The sequence below is a fragment of the Actinokineospora sp. HUAS TT18 genome, from assembly GCF_051364635.1.
Taxonomy (GTDB): domain Bacteria; phylum Actinomycetota; class Actinomycetes; order Mycobacteriales; family Pseudonocardiaceae; genus Actinokineospora.
The window spans coordinates 2510983-2530046 of sequence record NZ_CP195645.1 but is presented as its reverse complement, the minus strand read 5'-3'; the positions used below and the strand labels follow the sequence as shown (position 1 = coordinate 2530046).

The 19064-nt window shown below is 68.6% G+C and carries 19 protein-coding genes; 6 read left to right on the top strand and 13 right to left on the bottom strand.

Features of this window, described 5'->3' with window-relative positions; all coding sequences use genetic code 11:
* Window positions 1–8 precede the first annotated feature (8 nt).
* Window positions 9–842, top strand: coding sequence for a hypothetical protein (locus ACSHT8_RS11200; protein ID WP_436500346.1), 834 nt, complete (start codon window positions 9–11; stop codon window positions 840–842).
* A 425-nt stretch (window positions 843–1267) separates the two neighbouring features.
* Here the strand turns inward: ACSHT8_RS11200 and ACSHT8_RS11195 are convergent, their stop codons facing one another.
* Entirely contained in the window at window positions 1268–1519 is a 252-nt protein-coding gene (locus ACSHT8_RS11195; RefSeq protein ID WP_436500344.1) for a hypothetical protein, read from the bottom strand.
* Between the two features lie 259 nt (window positions 1520–1778).
* Between ACSHT8_RS11195 and ACSHT8_RS11190 the strand changes: the two genes are divergently transcribed.
* Window positions 1779–3224, top strand: a complete 1446-nt coding sequence (locus ACSHT8_RS11190) for an RHS repeat-associated core domain-containing protein (RefSeq protein WP_436500342.1) — start codon at window positions 1779–1781, stop codon at window positions 3222–3224.
* 1182 nt (window positions 3225–4406) lie between these two features.
* Window positions 4407–4889, top strand: a complete 483-nt coding sequence (locus ACSHT8_RS11185; protein WP_436500340.1) for an FG-GAP repeat domain-containing protein — start codon at window positions 4407–4409, stop codon at window positions 4887–4889.
* A 139-nt stretch (window positions 4890–5028) separates the two neighbouring features.
* Here ACSHT8_RS11185 and ACSHT8_RS11180 read toward each other — a convergent pair whose 3' ends face one another.
* Genes ACSHT8_RS11180 through ACSHT8_RS11165 form a run of 4 tightly spaced genes read right to left on the bottom strand, consistent with a single transcriptional unit; the run spans window position 5029 to window position 8493 of the window.
* Window positions 5029–6228, bottom strand: coding sequence for an ABC transporter permease (locus tag ACSHT8_RS11180; protein ID WP_436500338.1), 1200 nt, complete (start codon window positions 6226–6228; stop codon window positions 5029–5031).
* Complete coding sequence (locus tag ACSHT8_RS11175; RefSeq protein WP_436500336.1) at window positions 6225–6908, bottom strand: ABC transporter ATP-binding protein; 684 nt, start codon at window positions 6906–6908, stop codon at window positions 6225–6227. The genes ACSHT8_RS11180 and ACSHT8_RS11175 overlap by 4 nt, the downstream gene beginning before the upstream one ends.
* A complete protein-coding gene (locus ACSHT8_RS11170; RefSeq protein WP_436500334.1) occupies window positions 6905–7963 on the bottom strand; it encodes a peptidoglycan-binding protein in 1059 nt (352 codons plus the stop codon). The genes ACSHT8_RS11175 and ACSHT8_RS11170 overlap by 4 nt, the downstream gene beginning before the upstream one ends.
* Entirely contained in the window at window positions 7960–8493 is a 534-nt protein-coding gene (locus ACSHT8_RS11165) for a hypothetical protein (protein ID WP_436500332.1), read from the bottom strand. The genes ACSHT8_RS11170 and ACSHT8_RS11165 overlap by 4 nt, the downstream gene beginning before the upstream one ends.
* Window positions 8494–8623: 130 nt before the next feature.
* On the opposite strand from ACSHT8_RS11165, the gene ACSHT8_RS11160 reads away from it, so the two are divergent.
* From ACSHT8_RS11160 to ACSHT8_RS11150, 3 genes are all read left to right on the top strand, one after another.
* The gene (locus ACSHT8_RS11160) at window positions 8624–9283 is read left to right on the top strand and encodes a response regulator transcription factor (protein WP_436500330.1); all 660 of its coding nucleotides are present in this window, start codon (window positions 8624–8626) and stop codon (window positions 9281–9283) included.
* Window positions 9280–10443, top strand: a complete 1164-nt coding sequence (locus tag ACSHT8_RS11155; protein WP_436500328.1) for an ATP-binding protein — start codon at window positions 9280–9282, stop codon at window positions 10441–10443. Before ACSHT8_RS11160 ends, ACSHT8_RS11155 begins: the two co-directional genes overlap by 4 nt.
* A gap of 150 nt (window positions 10444–10593) precedes the next feature.
* The gene (locus tag ACSHT8_RS11150; RefSeq protein WP_436500326.1) at window positions 10594–10899 is read left to right on the top strand and encodes a hypothetical protein; all 306 of its coding nucleotides are present in this window, start codon (window positions 10594–10596) and stop codon (window positions 10897–10899) included.
* 459 nt (window positions 10900–11358) lie between these two features.
* Here ACSHT8_RS11150 and ACSHT8_RS11145 read toward each other — a convergent pair whose 3' ends face one another.
* The 8 genes from ACSHT8_RS11145 to ACSHT8_RS11110 form a co-directional block, all read right to left on the bottom strand.
* Window positions 11359–11508: a hypothetical protein gene (locus ACSHT8_RS11145; protein WP_436500324.1), complete on the bottom strand. Its 150-nt coding sequence runs from the start codon at window positions 11506–11508 to the stop codon at window positions 11359–11361.
* Window positions 11505–12290 carry a hypothetical protein gene (locus tag ACSHT8_RS11140; RefSeq protein WP_436500322.1) on the bottom strand — a complete coding sequence of 262 codons (786 nt, stop codon included), beginning with the start codon at window positions 12288–12290 and terminating at the stop codon, window positions 11505–11507. Before ACSHT8_RS11140 ends, ACSHT8_RS11145 begins: the two co-directional genes overlap by 4 nt.
* Window positions 12284–13429 (bottom strand): galactonate dehydratase, encoded by a 1146-nt coding sequence (gene dgoD / locus ACSHT8_RS11135; protein WP_436500320.1) that lies wholly within the window; start codon window positions 13427–13429, stop codon window positions 12284–12286. Before dgoD ends, ACSHT8_RS11140 begins: the two co-directional genes overlap by 7 nt.
* 52 nt (window positions 13430–13481) lie before the next feature.
* Window positions 13482–14204 (bottom strand): SDR family NAD(P)-dependent oxidoreductase, encoded by a 723-nt coding sequence (locus tag ACSHT8_RS11130; protein WP_436502040.1) that lies wholly within the window; start codon window positions 14202–14204, stop codon window positions 13482–13484.
* A gap of 194 nt (window positions 14205–14398) precedes the next feature.
* Entirely contained in the window at window positions 14399–15106 is a 708-nt protein-coding gene (locus ACSHT8_RS11125) for a GntR family transcriptional regulator (protein WP_436500318.1), read from the bottom strand.
* Window positions 15103–15951 carry an amidohydrolase family protein gene (locus ACSHT8_RS11120; RefSeq protein WP_436500316.1) on the bottom strand — a complete coding sequence of 283 codons (849 nt, stop codon included), beginning with the start codon at window positions 15949–15951 and terminating at the stop codon, window positions 15103–15105. The genes ACSHT8_RS11125 and ACSHT8_RS11120 overlap by 4 nt, the downstream gene beginning before the upstream one ends.
* A complete protein-coding gene (locus ACSHT8_RS11115) occupies window positions 15948–16913 on the bottom strand; it encodes an aldo/keto reductase (protein ID WP_436500314.1) in 966 nt (321 codons plus the stop codon). The genes ACSHT8_RS11120 and ACSHT8_RS11115 overlap by 4 nt, the downstream gene beginning before the upstream one ends.
* Window positions 16914–17900: 987 nt before the next feature.
* Window positions 17901–18551, bottom strand: coding sequence for a GntR family transcriptional regulator (locus ACSHT8_RS11110; protein WP_436500312.1), 651 nt, complete (start codon window positions 18549–18551; stop codon window positions 17901–17903).
* Between the last annotated feature and the right edge of the window lie 513 nt (window positions 18552–19064).

Sequence of the window (19064 nt, the reverse complement as noted above, 5' to 3'; positions counted from 1 at the left end):
GCGGGGAGTTGGACGAGATCTTCCGCGCCACCCATTACCTCGTCGATGCAGCGGAGCCAATCCGGGCGGTCGTGGGAGCTGAGTCAGCCATTGTCGCTCGCCTCGTTGAGGCGTGGGATGCCAAGGACTGGCCGACCTTCGGGCGCTACACGTATGCCGCCACTGTGCGCCCGTCGGAGGGGGTTGTCGAGGTGCTATGTGAGGCTTTGCTGGCCTATCGGTTAGGCGCCGATGAATCACCATATTCACACACGTTGGTTACCGAGGCGTTGGGTGCTACTCGTTCCCCCGCTGCCGTGTCTGCCCTGGCGGATGCCCTGTGGCTCGGGTGGCCCACTTGGGATGAGTGGGCCGTCGCCGGGTACGCGACCGCTCTGTGCTTGATCGACGACGATGCTGCTAGAGCACATCTCACCCGGGCAGCAGCGCTACATAGATCACTTGTGCGCGAGATCGCCGTCGCACATTTCGGTATCGAGCCGTATTGGGACTATGTGGACGATTTGCCGGGCAGGTACGGGCCCGCCGAGTTCCCGGCGCTGGTGTTGAACGGAATCGGTCCGCATCCGGAACTGGCTGAGATGCAGAGGAAGATCGCGCGGGTTCCCGGGAATACCGGATCGCGGCTGCGGGTCGACCTTGTCGTGTCCGCCGCGGACGGGTGGACGAGTCCTATCTCTGAGCCGACGCTCGGGGTTGACTTGATCGACGGAGAGCACCGTCTGCTGGTCGTCGCGTTCCCGCCGTCGCCGGGCGTGCCCCTGCTCGACCAGATCCGCGAGACGTTGAGGTCTCTGGGCAGTTTTGATACGCAACTGGAAGTTCTCGCGCACCTGGGATGAGTTGAGATGGAGAGGACGCGGCCGGAGGGATCCGGCTGCGGTGCCTCGTGCTGGACTTCCACCGCCTGGCAGCGGAGGTCGGTGATGTGGGCCCCCTTTGACCACAAGATTAAACGGTCGTGCGGACGCCTTGATTCCGTAATCGGCGGTTTGTGACCTCGTCGCGGCCGGGTATGCGGGACGCGCGTCTAGGGTCGGTTGTGTGGCCACTCGACCTGGAGCCGCGGGTTGTTGTCTGGTTGTGGGAGCAGGTTGGGAGCCGCGCGGCGCGTTGTGTTGCGCTGAGCGGCTCCCAATTGCTTCGTGTTGCGGTCAATGAAGTGCAGGAGCCCCGTTCCGCAGGTCAGAGACGTTGTTGATCTACGTTGACACGGTAGGGGTCACTGGTTCAATCCCAGTATCGCCCACCATGCGTTTTACGCTGGTCAGACGGCCCGTCGATGATCTTCATCGGCGGGCCGTTCAGCGTTTGTGGGAGCAATTTGGGAGCAGACGATCTTGACCTCATTTCCGTGTGGGTAGAGGTCGTGTCCGGTGTGCTCCCATCGCTGCTGGAGTTTGGCGAGCAGGGTAGTGGTCATGATGTCGGTGACGTGGGAGTAGCGCCCGCGGACGCCGTGTTTGCTGTGGCCGAGTCTGGCGTCTTGGAGGACGTCGGGGATGTAGTCCTCGATCATCCAGGTTTGTGGCTGTGTCGTAGGTCGTGGAAGTGCAGCCCGGTCAGGATCGGTTCCCACCCGCGCCGCTGGTCACCTGCGACGGCGGGCAGCCATGCGCGGCGCCGGAAGTTGCAGCGTCGGTGGTGGCCGCCGTCGGGGAGGGGAACAAGGTCAAGAAACTCCTGGAGCCGCACATCGACAGTCGATGAGGAGGCCAAGGCAAGCATGTGAGCTAGCTGTACCAACGGCCTACCTGCCCAACGGCACCCCGCTCGGCGTGCGCCAAGGCAGCCTCATCGGCCTGGCCATCGCCGACCGGCACGGCGACCTAGTCGCGGTCACCGATCCCGCCAACGGAACCGCCACGGCATCCCGTGCTTATGACCCGTTCGGTGAGCGAATCGCCTCTGCCGGAACACAACCCGCACTCGGCTTCCAGCACCAATACACCGATCCCACGACGGGCTCGGTCAACATGGGAGCCCGCTGGTACCGGCCTACCGCCGGCGGCTTCGGCTCGCGCGACACCGCGGTGCTTGACCCGAGGGACCGGGTCAACGCCAACCGCCACGGATACGTGGGCGGTGATCCGCTTGGACGGACCGACCCGACAGGTCACACCGTGTGCGCTGTGGCAATCGTCACAGGCCCAGCCGCCCCGGCGGTGGGTGGCGCCTGCGTCGCTGGACACCTGATCGCTTACGGATTGACCTTCATCGCGATGGAGGCCACGCAGGAGGTGATGTCCGGTGGCTCCCTTAAGTGGGGGGAGCGGACACCGTGGCCTCGTCCAGGTGCGGGATCCGGAGTAGGCGGCCCCATCGGCGGCGGAAGCCCGTCCAGCAGCAGTGGTGGCAATGGGGGCAGCGGCAAGAGCGGCGGCAGCGGTAAGACCGGCGGCAGCGGTAAGACCGGCGGTAGCAGCAGTAAGAGTGGCGGCAGCAGCGGTAAGACCGGAAGCAGTGGTAAGAGCGGCAGCGGCCACGGCAAGAGCAGCGGTCCGACCAGACAGCAGATCAATGCAGCACGGGTTGCGCAAAATGCGACCACCCCACACGCTCGTCCTAGCACGGTCCCGACAGTCGCAGCGAACGTCCAAGCGACGCTTGACGCAATTAACAACCAGGCGACCGTTGACCTGGGCGTTCTCAACAGCGATTCGGCGGGCGACGATGTGTTCCAGCCGGGGTTCTCGCCAAGCGAAGGCAACCCTGGATTGCTAATCCCGGAGCAAGGCTACGTTGACGATTCGTGTGTCTCCGGGGGGTACCTCCGCTGGGATGGATCACGTTCCAATCGGCTCTGGACGTGCGGCGGTGCCAACGCTCTCGCTGACGACGACTACGGGCTGTACCGCAAGGAGGCCAACACCGGACCATTCGCTGGACTGCCGGTTCCCATGCAGAAGCGGGTCGTGTACCAGGTCGCAGCCAGCGCGGGGGTTGGGCTTGCAGGGGTGAAGATCAAGATCGATCGCAACCCTGACCTGATCGGACGCGATTTTTACGGCTACACGCCGCCCGAGGGCAATCAGATTGTGCTCTATCCCGACGCTTTCTCCAGCGTCGAGACGCTCGCCGTTACCCTTGGCCACGAACGAACGCACATCGCCCAAGTTCAACTCTATGGTCCGACGCGCAGTTCGGAGGAGCTCGATCGTCGCGAGTCGGGCGCGTACGGTACTGAGTATCAGTGGCTTGACTACATGCGCGGGAGATTCTGATGAGCCGCGGGCGCGAACAGTGGATGAAGGCGTTAGTGCGGGCCACAGACGCGCTGCCTGAGTCGCCCCCTTCGCCATGTCCAACATGTGCTGCCTGCACCCTCCGGCTGTGTTACACGGGCGATGCGTCCACGCGAATCGGTTACCTGCAATTCTGGTGTGACACGTGCTTGCGGGGAATTAGGATATCTCGCGCAAAGGCTCCAAGCGGTGCGCCATTCGTGGCGTTCGGTCAAACTGAAGCCCCTTACTTTGATGAGGTGTTCTGATCCTTGTGTGAGGGGTTGTGGTTAGACTCAAGTGGGCTCTGCGGATTGGCCTGCTTAAACCCGGGTTCTGCAAAGAAGAAGTTCGCAATCGCTTCGAGCGAGTAATCAGACCCTGGCCGGCTACTCGATGGTCGTCGAGCGAATATTTCAACGACGTCCGGGAATGCTTCTACCTGGCGATGAGCTCTACTCGATTGTGGGAGCAGGCGGTGGGAGCAGATTGGGAGCCGCACGGCGCGTTGTGTGGCGCTGTGCGGCTCCCAATTGCTTCGTGTTGCGGTCAATGACGTGCAGGAGTTCTGTTTCCGCAGGTCAGAGGCCATGTCGATCTATGTTGACACGGTAGGGGTCACTGGTTCAATCCCTGTATCGCCCACCATGCGTATTACGCTGGTCAGACGGCCCGTCGGTGATCTTCATCGGCGGGCCGTTCAGCGTTTCTGCCGGCCGTTGACCGTCGTTCGACCTCGCTGTCGGAACCAATAGCGCGACACATGCCGGTTGGTACTGGCAGTGGGGTGGATGGCCAGGTGGTCGAACTCGTTTGGCGCGTCGGGTCGCCCGGTAGGTGGCATAGGCGGCGAGAGACCTGGCAGTGGCATCGGTGCCGCGAATATGCGGCAAGAGTGCCGTGGCTGCTTTGGCGCAGGCGGATTCGTACGTTTTCGTGGGTTGCATATGCGGGCGGTGCCGCGGCTCCGGCCTGACCTGCCACGTCGACCTGGTGGACATCGCCCTGGCCCAGGCCGTCCGCGGCGGTGACTCAACGAACCCAGCGTGGCGGCCGCCGTCGACACCCACAGCGCGACCCGCTTGCTCTACCAGGTGATCGCCGATGTGCGGGATTTGCCCTACGGCCAGCACACCCTTCGTCTGACCAAACAGGACGGAGCTGCCGCCCGCGTCGACGCCTATGCCCTCACCGCGGAACTCGACAACGACAGCCCCTGCCGCCACCTACACCGGCAGCTGGACCACCAACCGCAACCGCCCCTACGGCGACATCGCAGCCGACGTCGCCTACACCTCCACCGTCGGCGCCTCTCGACATCGGCGCGTGGTCCAACGACGCCACCGGGGTATGGAGGTTCCGCCACGGCACAGCACGACCTTCGGCAGCGAGACATCCATGGCCTGGACCGCGCAATCCGGTGCGGCCCTCGCGGTCGGCGACTTCGACGGCGACGGCAACGCCGACCTCGCCTACTCGGCGGGCAGCGGCTGGTCGGTGCGCCTCGGCACCGGCACGGGCACCTTCGGCACGGCCAACGCCGTCGACCTGCCCGACACGGGCACGCCAGTCGCGAGCGACGTCAACGCCGACGGCCGCGACGACCTCGTGGTGTGGAACCGGAACACGGGAGCCTGGGTCATCAAGCACGACGTGCTCCCGTGAGGTGGCGGACGGTCCGCGTTCAGCGTGTCCAACGACGAGATCGTGGACGTCACCGGCTGTGTCGACCTGGGCACGCCGATCCCGAGGACGGCAAGGTGTGCGCGCCGAATCCGTGGCCGTACCTGTGATCCATCGCGGTTCAAGCGAGTGCCTCGGTGGGAGACAGCCGGGCGGCGCGGGCGGCCGGGTACGCGCCCGCCAAGGCGCCGACCACGGCGGCGACCCCGAGGCCCGCCGCGAGGGCCTCGGGTGGGAGCACCGCGGGCCAGCCCTGGAACAGCGCGTAACCCGCGGTCGCGGCCACAGCGACCAGAGTGCCCGCGACGCCGCCCGCGGTGGCCAGCAGGACCGACTCGGTGAGGAACTGGGTGCGCACCTGGGCCCTGGTGGCGCCGAGGGCTCGGCGCAGGCCGATCTCGCGTCGGCGTTCGAGCACCGCGATGACCATCGTGTTCGCGACGCCGATCCCGCCGACGAGCAGGGCGAGCCCGCCGAGCGCGAGGAACAGGGTGTCGTAGGAGTTCTCCGCCAGGCGCTTGGCCGCCAGGGCCTCGGAGGGGAGCCGGACGAGTACCTGCTCCGGGCTCCCCGGAGAGATCGTCCGCGCCAGGACGGCGCGCACGGCTTCGACCTGGGACTCCTTCGCGCGTAGGTAGATGGCCGAGGCGTGCCCGCCGAACCGGAGGTAGTTGGTCGCAGCGGTCCACCCGACCATGACCGAGCGCTCGATCTCCGGGGCCAGTGGCATCGCGTCCAGGACACCGACCACGGTGAACCACTGGCCACCGAGCCACACCAGTCGGGGCCTGCCTGGGACGACGCGATCGATGCCGAGCCGGGTCGCGGCCACGGAACCGAGGACCACGGCCGGGAAGCGCTCGGTGGCGGCGTTCAGGAAGTGCCCGCTGTGGACGGTGCCACGCAGGACGGTGAGCAGGTCGGTGTGAGCGGCGCGCACGACGACTCCGCTGGTTTCCTCCGGGGGGACGGCGTCCGAGCGGCGGACAGTGGCGTCCACCTTGCCGACTTCGGAGGCATCGGTCACCGGTGCGATACGCCGCACCATGGCCAGCGCGGTCACCGGCAGTTCGGCGTCGGCGCCGGAGAACGTCTTGCCCGGCTCGGCCGCGAGCAGGTCCGGGCCGAGGGCGGCGAGCTGGTCGGCCAGAGCCTGCGCGCTGGACGCCGGGATGCTGACCACCGCCACCATCGCGGCGACGCCGATCCCGATGCCGAGCGCGGACAGCACCGCGCGCAGCGGACGGGTGCGCAGGCCATGGCCGCCGTGCCGGAGGTGGTCGCGCGGCCAGAGCCTGCGCGGACGGGGCAACTCGGTCATCGGTGCGCTCCTGCGGTGTCGAGCCGGACGGTGCCGTCGAGCATTTCGATCTTTCGGTCGGTCGCGGCGGCGACGGTGTGGTCGTGGGTCACCAGGACCACGGTCGTCCCGGTCTCGCGCAGGCCGACAAGCAGGTCGAGGATGTGCGCGCCGGTGCGGCTGTCGAGGTTGCCGGTCGGCTCGTCGGCCAGGACCAGCGAGGGCTTGGTGACGATCGCCCGCGCGATCGCCACGCGCTGGCGCTCGCCGCCCGACATCTCGCTGGGCTCGTGCCATGCCCGGTGACCAAGACCCACCCGCTCCAGGGCGACGATCGCCCGGTCGCGCCGCTCGCGGGCGGGCACGGCGCTGTAGGCCAGGCCCGTGGCGACGTTGTCCACGGCGGACTGCCCGTCGGTGAGGAAGAACCGCTGGAACACGAACCCGATCCAGTTCCCGCGCAGCGCCGACAGCCACCGGTCGGACAGGCCGGAGACGTCGTGGCCGTGGACGCGGACGGTGCCGGTGGTCGGCCGGTCGAGGGCGCCCATCAGGTGCAGCATCGTCGACTTGCCCGATCCCGACCGGCCGACGATCGACAGCAGCTCGCCTTGTTCGATGCTCATCGACACTGTGCGAAGCGCGACCACACCGCCTGGGTAGGTCTTGCTCACCCCGCTCAGCTCGAGGATCGGCGTCACGAGGTCGTCACCACCGTCGTGCCCTCGGCCAGCCCAGGACCGGTGATCTCGACCTTGCCGCTCGCGTACAGTCCGGTGGTCACCGGCACCAGGCGGGTACCACCGCCCTCGACGACCTCCACGGCGAGCCCACCCTCGACCAGCGCCACCAGGGCGCCGACGGGGACCGCGAGCACCCCCTTGCGTGATTGCGAGGTCACCGTGGCGGCGACGGACTCGGCGTCGCCGACTGCCCCAGGGTCGTCAGGAACGACCGTCGCGCTGACCCCGGCGTCCTGGCCGCCACCTGGCCCGCCACCGCCCGCTGAACCGAGCGCGGTGACGGTTCCCGTGGTCGTCCGGCCGGATGCGGTGAGCGTCAGCTTCGTCCCGACCTTGATCAGGCTTTTGTCCTGGTCCTTGACCGGGACCGTGACCACTCTCGCGGTTCCGGTGTACTTCATCAGCTCCACGGTCCCTTGGTCGCCCTGGTCAGCGACCACCGCGGCCACCCGGATCGGTCCGGTGGAGATGACGACGTCGGCCATCCCGACAACGCCGGTCTCGGTCAGGCCGAGCTTGCGCTGCCACTTGGTGATCGCGGCGGCGGTGGCCTCGGTGAACTTCTTGTCCGGTGTTCCGAACCCGCCGAAACCGAGCGCTTTGAGGTTCTGCTCGACGGCGAGGACATCGGCGCCGTCGGTCATGCCCGCGGCCAAGTCCCGGTAGAGCGGGGTGTCGGCGTAGAACAGCGGGACCGGCCGGGCGTCCACCGAGTACACCGACGCTCCGCGCTCCAGTACCTTGCCCGCGTCGGGCAACATCGTCACCGTGCCCGGTCGGCGGCCCGTGAGCCCTTTCTCCGGACCGTAGGCGATCGTGCCGGAGAACTTGCGCTCCTGGACCAGGTCGGTCCTGGCGACCCGCGTGGTCGCGGGCGGCGTGGGCGCCTGGGCCTCGGCCTGGGTGTGGTCGGCGGGGAGCCGGGTGAGCAGCACACCCGTGCCGGTGGCGAGAACCGCCAGCGCCACCCCCGAGCCGACTAGCGCCCGCCTGCGTGGCTGCGACCGCGTCACTTGCCACCGCCTATTGGCGCGGTCGCCTCGTACGGAGTACCCGGGTCCATGCCGCAGGCCCGCATGGCCGCTTCGAACTCTGCCCGGTCGCCATCGCCGTTGATGATCATGGCGCCGGGGTTGTTCGGGTCCGGGTCCTGCGCGTCGAGCCCGTGTTCACGCAGGCACTTGGCTTGCTCGCGCATCTTGTCCACCCGCTTGGGGTCGAGCTTGTTCGCGGCGCCGCCGTCGGGCAGGACCTTCCTGCACTCGTCCAACGCGGCCTGTGTCTTCGGGTCCATTTGGGACTGAACGTCCGTGTGGGGCTTGCCCCTCTCGTCGCCGATGATGGTGCCGTTCTCGTCGACATTCATCCCGCGGTCGATGAGGCAATTTCGGAAGTCGCGCTTGGCGTCCGCAGCGGTTTTGGCTTTGGTGGCCGGCGCTGAGGACGCGCTGGACGGGCTGGCCAGCGACGCGACTTTGGGGTCGTCGGCCTGCGCCGAGCACGCCGAGAGCGCGATGGTGGCGACGCCGATCCCGGCGAGCATGAGCCTGGAGAACCTGACCATTGGAACCTCCCTGTGTGGGTTGTGAAAAGTTCTACGGGAGCAGGCGTTCCGTGCTGCTAAGCGAAAGTGCTTATCGGCCCTTCACCTGGTTCGACTCACACTCGGTGACATGCGGGTACTGGTCGTGGAGGACGAAGAGCTGCTCGCCGATTCCCTCGCGGAGGGTTTGCGGCGGGTGCCCGCCCACGTGGACGTCTGCTATGACGGCGACACCGCGCTCGCGCTTGTCGCCGAGCGCGCCTACGACGTCGTGGTGCTCGACCGCGACCTGCCCGGCATCCACGGCGACGACGTCTGCCGGGCGCTGGTCGAGGCGGGCGGTGGACCCAGGGTGCTGATGCTGACCGCGTCGGTCACCGTCGAGCAGCGGGTGACCGGGCTGTCGATGGGCGCCGACGACTACCTGACCAAGCCGTTCGCGTTCGCCGAACTCGTCGCTCGCGTCCATGCTCTGTACCGAAGGGACACACCCGCGCTGCCGCCGACGCTGGAGTGCGCAGGCGTCGTGCTGGACGTGCCGCGCCGCCAGGTGTCACGGGACGGCCGGTTCGTGTCGCTGTCGCGCAAGGAGTTCGCCGTGCTGGAGGTGCTGATGCGGGCACGAGGGGCTGTCGTGACGGCGGAGGACCTGTTGGAGCGGGCGTGGGACGAGCAGGTCGACCCGTTCACCAACTCGGTGCGCGTGACGGTGATGACGTTGCGGCGCAAGCTCGGCGATCCCCCGGTCGTGGCGACGGTCCCCGGCGCGGGCTATCGGATGGACCCATGAGGCGCCTCTCGCTGCGGCTGCGCTGGACTCTCGTGTTCGGCGCGCTGTTCCTGCTCGTCGGCGGCGCCCTGCTGACCCTGAACTACGTGCTCGTCGGCGAGGTCCAGCCCAACGCGGGCGAGGTCAACGTCACCGCGTTCGGCCCCTCGGCCATCCCGCGGCAGGAAGCGCCGAGCGTCAGTGCCACCGGAGGCATGGGGCTGGAGCCGGGCGCTGTCCCCATTGAGGCCACGTCACACTCGGCGTACATGGCCGTGTCCGCGTATCGGGACTCCACCATGCGGACCCTGCTGTGGGCGTCCGGGAGCGCCCTGCTCGTCGTCGGCGCCGCCGCGGTGGGCCTCGGGTGGGTCGGTGCGGGCCGCGCGCTGCGCCCGGTGCACGCCATCACCGAGACCGCTCGCGAACTCGGTGCGCGCGACCTCGACCGGCGGATCAACCTGAGCGGGCCGGACGACGAACTCAAGGAGCTCGCCGACACCTTCGACGGCATGCTCGACCGGCTGGCCGCCGCGTTCGACGCCCAGACCCGCTTCGCCGCCAACGCGTCCCACGAGCTGCGCACCCCGCTCACCGTCCAGCGCACCCTGATCGAGGTCGCCATGTCCGCCCCGGACGCGAGCGCCGACCTGTTGCGGCTGGGTGAACGCCTGCTCGACACCAACCAACGCAGCGAATCCCTCATCGACGGTCTGCTGATGCTCGCCCGTGCCGACCGCGGCCTGACCGCCCGCCACCCGGTGCGCCTCGACGAGGTGGTGAGCGCCGCCCTACGGGGCCCGGCCGACGGCGTCACCGTCACCAGCACCCTCGAACCCTGCGTCGTGCCAGGCGACACCGTCTTGCTGGAACGCTTGGTCGCCAACCTCTTCCAGAACGCCGTGCGGTACAACGTGGACGGTGGCACCGTGCACGTCGAGGTCACCTCGACACCGCCGCGCCTCGTCGTCTCCAACACGGGCCCCGTCGTCCCGGCGTCCGCCGTACCCGATCTGTTCGAACCGTTCCGCCGCCTGGGGCGCGAACGAGTCAGCGGCTCAGGCGGCTGCGGCCTTGGCCTGTCCATCGTCCGCGCCGTCGCCAACGCCCACGGCGGCTCCGTCCACATCGAACCCAATCCCGACGGCGGACTTGTCGTCACCGTCGACCTTCCGGCCTGAACCCGGGCGAGCGGGGCGCACCGGCGAAGCGCCACCAAAGCGCGGTGAACAAGGCGGCGCAGGGTTGAAAGGGGCACGAACCCGATCCGCAGGTGGGGCCGTTGTCCCTCGCCGATGCCAGGCATGCGCGCAAGTCACGTAGTCCTACTCATGGTCTCCGCTGTCGCGGCCGAGCATGCTGGCGAGATGGATGAACACGCCGCGAATCCGGCGCGGCCCGGCACCGCGATCGGCGGGTTCTTCGCCACGGTCGTCGCGGCGGTGGTGCTCGGGATGTCCGCGGGGTACCTGATCGAGGTGTCGGTCGTCGCGGCCATCGGCGGCGTGGTGCTGAAGACCGCCTTGCCGCGCGAGTCTCCGTGGCGTTCGTTCGCGACAGGAGTGATCGCCGCAGGTGTGGTGGGCCTTCTGTTCATCGTCGCGGGACTGGTGATGATCGGGTTGACTGCGGGGTGAGGCTCACGGAGTGTGCGCGGTGGCCGGGTCGGCGGTTCGAGCACGGGGTACCGGAGAGGTGGCGCGATTCGCGTCGCCGCTGGGCGTGTAGCCGTCCGCAGAGGCTGCGGGCGGCGTGAATCGGTAGAGCCGCGTATTCGACAGTGACGAGTTCGTGGGCTGAGACCCGATTGAACGGGTTCGAGGCGGGCGGAGATGTGGGCGACGAGTTCTCCGGTTCACAGCCCGAGCGGCCGCCATAGCCGACCGGGTTGCCCTCCGAACGCGCGGGCGCGGTGATGGTGGGCGCCGAACCCGTGCGCACCAGGAACGAGTGGCCGCCGCGACCGAGGCCGACGCAGCGGCGCGGCGGATCACCGAGCTGTACACGACCGCGTCGGCCCAACACTCGGAGCCGTTGCCGCTCCTGTCGGGGACACGCCCCAACGGCCTTAATAGGCCGAGCCTGGGAGCATCAACTCATCGAGGGGCTTGGAATCGGTCCGGGTTGTCCACGATGCCCGGCTTGCCGGGCGAGCGGCGGATGAGTCCTTCGACCAGGACGGCGCGGCCCGCGTTGTGCCAATCCCAAGCTGCGCGATAGGTGTCGATGGGGAGTCGTACCCTCACGGGAGTCCTCCCCGGTAGGCGGTGAGCGTGAGCCGCCACCGGAGGATTCCCGAGTCGGGGACAATGGCGACCGGACCTGGTTCGGTCCGGTCGAGAACGCCGCCGATCATTGGCTCGACGCCGATGCTGCGGTACGGGTCCGCCGCGGGCCAGCCACGCAGGTTGCGCCACAGCGCCACACCGACCGGCTGCTCAGGGCAGTCCAAGGTGAAGGTCAACCCGTCGTCGCCGTCGAGGACCCCGGTCGTGGTCACCCCGTGGAGGATGGCGCAGACAGCGGTGCCGTCGTCGGGACCCAACTCGTCGAGCCGCGTGCCCAGCGGATCGGGCCACCGGCCGTCGACCGGGGCGTCGTCGTAGACGGAGGTCAGCGTGCCCGTCGGGGCGATGAGTCGGGCGGTGGGGCTGAGGTCGAGCAGGGCGTGGGCGGCCCAGACGAACCGGTAGCCGGGTTCGGCGACCAGTTCGTACTCGGCGACGACCTTGCCGTCCACATGGGACATAGCGCGGTGCAGGGTGAAGTCGTCGGCGTCGACGGCCCAGCCGACAGCTGTGCGCTGCCACGGTCGTGCCCAGACGTCACCGTGGTCGGGCACGCCGCGCACTGTCGGGACGCATTCCTCCAGCCCGCCCGCGTCGACGAAGTCCGTGCCCGGGCGTGCCGATCGACGTTGGGGGGCGGCGCGGTGCCATAGCCACTCGCGGGTGTCGGTGCGCAGCGATGTCCAGCGGCCGCCGAGGTCGTGGTCGACCTCGGCGCGCAGTGCCACCTGGGTCACCATTCGGCCAGCCCGCCGTCCGCGTGGTGCCAAACCGGGTTGCGCCACGCGTGCCCACGGCGGTCCGCGGCGCGCACGGCGTCCTCGTCCACGGTGATGCCGAGGCCGGGCCCGTTCGGCGCGGTGATGTAACCGTCCACAATGGCCAGCGGCGCGGAGTCGACGACGTAGTCGAGGACGTCGGCGTCCTCGTTGTAGTGGATGCCGATGCTGTGTTCCTGGATGAGGAAGTTCGGCGTGGCCAGCGCGACCTGCAGGCTCGACGCGAGAGCGATCGGGCCGAGTGGGCAGTGCGGGGCGAGCAGCGCGCCGTGGGTCTCGGCGAGGGCGGCGATGCGGCGCACCTCGGAGATGCCTCCGGCGTGGGACAGATCGGGCTGTACGACCGCCACTCCGGCGCGCAGCGGCTCCAGGAACTCGGCGCGGCCGAAGAGCCGCTCGCCCGTCGCGATCGGGACCGGCGAGCACGCCACCAGTCCGGCCAGGGCGTGGGCCTGGTCCGGGAGGACCGGTTCCTCGACGAACATCGGCCGCAGCGGCGCGATCTCGGTGAGCAGCAGCCGGGCGGCCGCGGCGGTGGCCCGGCCGTGGAAGTCCAGCGCCACGTCGCGGTGTGGTCCGATGACGTCGCGGACCGCGGCGAGGCGGGCGACGACCTCGTCGACCTCGGCCGAGGTGGGGATGGGGGAGAGCAGGCCGCAGCCGTTCATCTTGACCGCGGTCGTGCCGTCGGCGATCCGGGCGTGCGCCGCCTCGGCGACCTGGGTGGGCTCGTCGCCGCCGATCCAGGAGTACATCCGGACCCGCTCGCGCACCGGACCGCCGAGCAGGGCGTGCACCGGGGCTCCGTAGTGCTTCCCGGCGATGTCCCACAACGCCTGGTCCAAACCCGCGACCGCGCTGGAGAGCACCGGGCCGCCGCGGTAGAAGCCCGCCTTGGTGAGGACCTGCCAGTGGTGCTCGACGCGCAGCGGGTCCTCGCCGATCAGGTACTCGGCCAGCACGTCCACCGTGGCGCGGACGGCCTCCGCGCGTCCCTCGACGACCGGCTCGCCCCAGCCGACGGCGCCGGTGTCGGTCTCGACGCGGCAGAACAGCCACCTCGGCGCGACCAGGAAGGTCTCGATCCGGCTGATCTTCACTTTCGGTCCCCCTTGTGGACAGGCACGGATTCGAGGCGTGCGTCGGGCGCGGTCATACCGAGTCCTTCACCGCGGTCCACCCGCCGTCGACGACGAGGCTCGCTCCGGTGACGTAGGACGCCTCGTCGGAGGCGAGGAACGCGACCGTCGCGGCCACCTCGTCGGCGGCGCCGAGCCGCCGCAGGACGGTCGCCGCCGCGCTGGCACGCCGGTCCGACTCGGGAACCCAGTCCCACGCCGCGGTGTGGATCGGGCCGGGCAGGACCGAGTTGACCCGGATGGCCGGTCCGTACTCGACGGCGAGCTGGCGGCCCAGTGACACGAGCCCGCCCTTCGCCGCCGCGTACGCCGGTCGGCCGGGCAACCCGACCATCGCGTGCACCGAGGAGACGACGACAACCGAACGCAGGCTCTGGTGCAGCGCGCGCACCCCGAGGAACGTCCCGGTGAGACACACGGCCAACTGCCGGTTCCACGACTCCAGGCTCAGCTCATGGGCCGGGGCGGGCTCCACAGTGAACGCGTTGCTCACCAGCACGTCGATCGGTCCGAACCTGTCAGCGGCCAGGACCGCGTCGGCCCACCCGGACTCGGTGGACACATCGGCGGTCACCGCGACGGCGTTCCCGCCCGCCGCGACGATGTCCTCGCGGATCGGACTCGTGTCCGCGATGTCCATGAGCACCACGTTCGCGCCCTCCGCGGCCAGTCGACGGGCGCAGGCGGCGCCGATGCCCGCGGCCGCGCCGGTGACCAGCGCGGTTCGCCCCTGCATCCGACTGACGTCCACTGTGGCTCCTTGTATCCGGCGGTGAGGTGGTAAACGGGTTCGCAATGGAGGCGGATCGCTTCGCTTCCCGTGGGACCACCGTCACGGTCTGCGCACTGTCCACATACGTCTCGCGGTCGGCAGGCGGATCATCGGCCATGTTGAGTCCGCCGCGCGCTCGCGTGGATCCGGCGGTGGGGCTAGTGGGCGAGCTTGCGGCCGTGTTCGCGGAACTTCGTGGCCGCGGCTTCCGGATCGGATCCGGTGAGGAGGGTGACGAGGTCGCTGTGGGCCTCGGCCATCTTCGACCAGTCGCCGGTCCAGCGCGGGTTGGACACGACGCCGAGGGCGGTGAGGATCGGCTCGAGCTGTGTCCACATGCGATTCAGGTAGATGTTTCCGCTGGCTTCGATGACGGTGCGGTGGAACGCGGTGTCGTAATGGCGGAACGCCGCGATGTCGTTCGCCGCGGCCGCTTCACGCATTCGGCCCACCTCGGTGTGCAAACGCTCGACGTAGTCTTCGGCGAGTTTTCCGGTGATGGTGCGAGCCGCCAGTTCCTCCAGCGCGTTGCGCACCTCCCTCGCCTGTTGGGCGTCGCTCTCCGAAACCTCGGTCACGTAGCTGCCCTTGTGCGGGATTACCGTGACCAGGCCCTCGTGGTTGAGGCGGCGGAGGGCCTCGCGCATCGGCGCCTGACTGACGTTGAGCTTGCGCGCGAGCTGGGACTCGACCAGCTGAAAACCCGGTGGGAAGGTGCCGTCGATGATCGACTTCCGCACGACGTCGTACGCGCCTTCGGAAAGTAGCTTCCGGCTCAACGGGGGAGGGGTGAAATCGTCAGATGCGCTCACGAGCACCTTCTTCGTATCCGTTGATCGAGGGTTATCGGAAATCGATGATATCAAGCTGTATCCAACCTGTAGGCGCGTTCGGCTGTCGCAAGTTCAACATCACCGCGCTCCGCCTCGCTCAGGTCGTCGATGAGTTCGCGATACGCGTTCAGCACAAGCGAATATTCACCCGCGAGAAGGCATACCGGCCAGTCTGAGCCGAGCGCCACGCGGGCCGGGGTGAACCTGCTGAGTACGACATCGGCAAAGGGGCGCAGTTCGGCCGCGGTCCACGTCCGGTGGTCCGCCCGCGTGACCAGCCCGGAGAGCTTGCAGTCCACGTTGGGTCGCCGTGCGAGCCCGGTGATGGTCGCTGCCCACGGGGTGATCGCCCCGCCCGCGATGTCGGGGTTGCCCGCGTGGTCGAGGACGAACCGGGTGTTCGGCGCGGCGTCGACCAGTCGCGTCGCCCAGTCCAGTTTCGCCGGGGTGGTGACGAGGTCGAACGCCAGGTCGAACCGGGCGAGCGCGTGCAGCCCGGCGACAAGGGTGGGGTCGGTGAAGTCGGACTCGCCCGCGGCCATGAGGTTGTACCGCACGCCGCGCAGCCATCGCCCGCCCGGCGCCGCGAGCAAGCCCTCGATCTCCTCGACGACCCGGCTGGACCTGAGGTCCACGTAGCCGACGACGCCCCGCACGAGGGGGTTGGCCTCGGCCTGTTCCAACAGGAAGAGCGTCTCGTCGACGTCCGGAAGCGCTTGTACGACGACCGTCGCGACGACGCCTTCGGCCGCGGCGAGCGGCGCCAGGTCCGCGGGTGTCCACGTCCGGTTCAGCGGCTCACAGTGCTTGTCGAGCCAGGCGTGCCGGTGGCGGCGGGTGTCCCAGATGTGGTGGTGAGCGTCGATGAGCGGGGTCATCGCCACCTGCCCCCGGCCAGAGCGGGCCGCAATTCCGATGCCAAGGCGTCCAACTCGGCCCACAGCGCCTCGGGCACCGGTGTCTCCAGGGCGGCCATCGACTCGGCGAGCTGGGCTGATGACGCCGCGCCGAGCAGCGTGGTCTCGACCTGCTGGTGCCTGCCGGGGAACTGGAGCGCGGCGGCCAACAGCGGCACGCCGTGGCGCGAGCACACCTCCCGCACCCGCCGCGCCGCGGCGCGGACCTCGGGTCGGACGGGCTGGTAGTCGAAGTTCAGGGCATGGTCCGGATCGGCCAGGAGCCCGGTGTTCAGCACCGCGCCCGCCACCACCTTCACCCCGCGACGCGCGCACAGCGGCAGCAGTGACTCGGCGGCGACCCGGTCCAGGAGGGTGTAGCGACTCGCCACCAGGATGTAGTCGATATCGGTCTCGGCGACCAGCCTGGCCAAGCCAGGGGTCTGGTTCATGCCCACCCCGATCGCCGTGATCAGGCCCTGTGACCGCAGGTCGACCAGTGCCGGGATGGCCGAATCGACCGCTTCGTCGAGATAATCGTCCGGGTCGTGCAGCAGGGCCACGTCGACGCGCCGCAGTCCGAGCCGGTCAAGACTGTCGACAAGCGACTGTTCGATCCCCGCCCGGCTGTGGTCGCGCACCCTGATCACCCCCGCGGCGTCGGGCATCCCCTCGGTGACGCGGCCGTCGGCCTGGTCGGCGGGCAAGAGCAGCCTGCCGACCTTGGTCGACACCACGAACTGCTCCCGGGGGCGTTCGGCGAGGAAGGCGCCCAGGCGTCGCTCCGCCAGACCTGCCCCGTAGTGCGGGGCGGTGTCGAAGTACCGCATCCCCGCCGACCAGGCCGTGTCCAGCAGATCCTCGGCGACGCCTTCGGCGCCGAGGGAAGCGGTGCCGAACCCGAGTGGTGGGAGCGGTGGCCGAGGGGTCTGCGAACCGGTCATAGCTCCTCATGCTGTTCGGGGGTGGCTGCCCGGCCATCCTACCAGATTATCGACAATCGATTAGATGGTGATTCTTGACGCGGGATTCACGCGCTCCGAACTTATCGGTAATCGATGATGGGAGTTGCCCGTGGTCAGGAACTGGATGCGCACGCGCACGCCCTTGCGGCAGGCGCGATGGCGGTGGCGGGCGCGTTGGTCGCCGTCGCGGTGACCGGGGGAGTGAGCGCATCGCCCGCAATGGCGCAGGCGGCGGGCTGGTCCCAGTACCAAGGCGGGATCTACCGGGCGAACATCGGCGCGGGCAAGTCGTTGAACACGCTCTACACAGACGGCTCCCGCGCGCGGCTCGCCCGCTTCCCCAACTACCAGTACGACAAGGCATACCCGACATCGCACGCTCCGTACCTGCAGTCCACCGGGACGTCGAGCCTGTACAACAAGCTCTACTGCAACGCCGCCGACCTCGCGGGCGTCTGGTGGTCGAGCCTCGCGGGCGCCAGCGTCGGTCTCTGGTCCGGGGGCACCTGGGACTGGTTCACCGACAAGACCCCGATCGCGAGCGTCGACACCACCAACAACGCCATCACGCTCAGCCAGGAAGCCCGGTATCCGATCAAGGTCGGATCGCGCTACTACATCCAGGGGATGCTTCAGCTTCTGGACGCGCCCGGCGAGTTCTACTACGACCCGGCTTCCGGATATATCTTTACCTCTCCCCGGAGTCCGGCGACGCTTGGGAAGGTCGACTGTGGCCGCTCGACGAGATCGACAGACGTGGGGGGCCGGTCTCCAGAATTCCCGAAACGGTCGGCAGACGCTCTGTCCATAAGGGACGATCGACACACGGCTGGCCATCAACTTCAAACCGGCCGTCTGACTGGAAAACCAGGTCGTTTGATCGACCGTTGGACGGACAGGATCCGCCTCGGGTGGCACTCGGTCAGATCGTCACTGGGGCGGGGGCGACGAACTATGTCAGGCGGGTCAATACGCTTTGCGGCCGTGTTCGCGGAACTTCAGAGCCGCGGCCTCAGGGTCCGGGCCCTCCAGGAGGGCGACGAGGTCGCCGTGGGATTCGGCCATCCGGGTCCAGTCGCCGGTCCAGCGGGGGTTCGACACGACGCCGAGTGAGGTCAAGATGGGCTCGATCTGCACCCACGCACGGTGCAGGTAGACGTTGCCGGTGGCTTCGATCACGGTGCGGTGGAACGCGGTGTCGTGGTGGCGGAACCCGGCGATGTCGTCGGCCGCCGCGGCCTCGCGCATGTTGTCGACCTCGGTGTTCAGCCGTTCGACGAACTCGGCGCCGAGGCTGCCGGTGATCTTGCGGGCCGCCAACTCCTCCAAGGCGTTGCGCACTTCCCTGGCATGTTCGGCGTCGGACTCCGACACCTCGGTCACGTAGCTGCCCTTGTGCGGGATGATCGTGACAAGACCTTCGTGGTTGAGCCTGCGCAGCGCCTCGCGCATGGGGGCCTGGCTGACGTTGAGCTTGCGCGCGAGCTGGGACTCGACGAGTTGGAGCCCGGGTGGGAACGTGCCGTCCAGGATCGACTTGCGCACCACGTCGTACGCCCCCTCGGAGAGCAGTTTGCGGCTCAGCGGAGGTGGGGCGAAGTCATCTGCGGCGCTCACGAGGTTCCTTCTCTGGACATGGAACGATGGTTGTGTTATCGATCATATCGAATCGAGCCGAGCTGGTAGAGCGATTCGACGGTTGTGTGGGTCACGGCGTCGCGTTCAGCGAGGTTCGCGCCGGTCGATGTCGGTGTCGGCGACGAGCCGCACCAGGTCGGGTGTCTGGTTCGTCCCCGACCCCGACCCCGATCGCGGAGACCATGCCCGGCTCCCGGAGCTCGATCAGTGCGGGGATCGCCGTGGCGACGGCCTCGTCGAGGTAGTCCTCGGGATCATGCGGGAGAGCCGGGTCGACGCCGTCGAGCCCCAGTCGGGGTCAGGTGGTCGGTCAGGGACCGCTCGATTCCTGACCGTCTGTGGTCGTGAACCCGGACCACCCGGTCCGGAGTCGGTATGCCTTCCGCTGGCCGCCCGTCACCTTCGTCGGGCTGAAGCGGGAGCCGTCCGACTTTCGTGGAGAGCGTGAACTGGTCCCGCGGCTGATGCCGCGGCAATTCGCCTGTCCGGCGT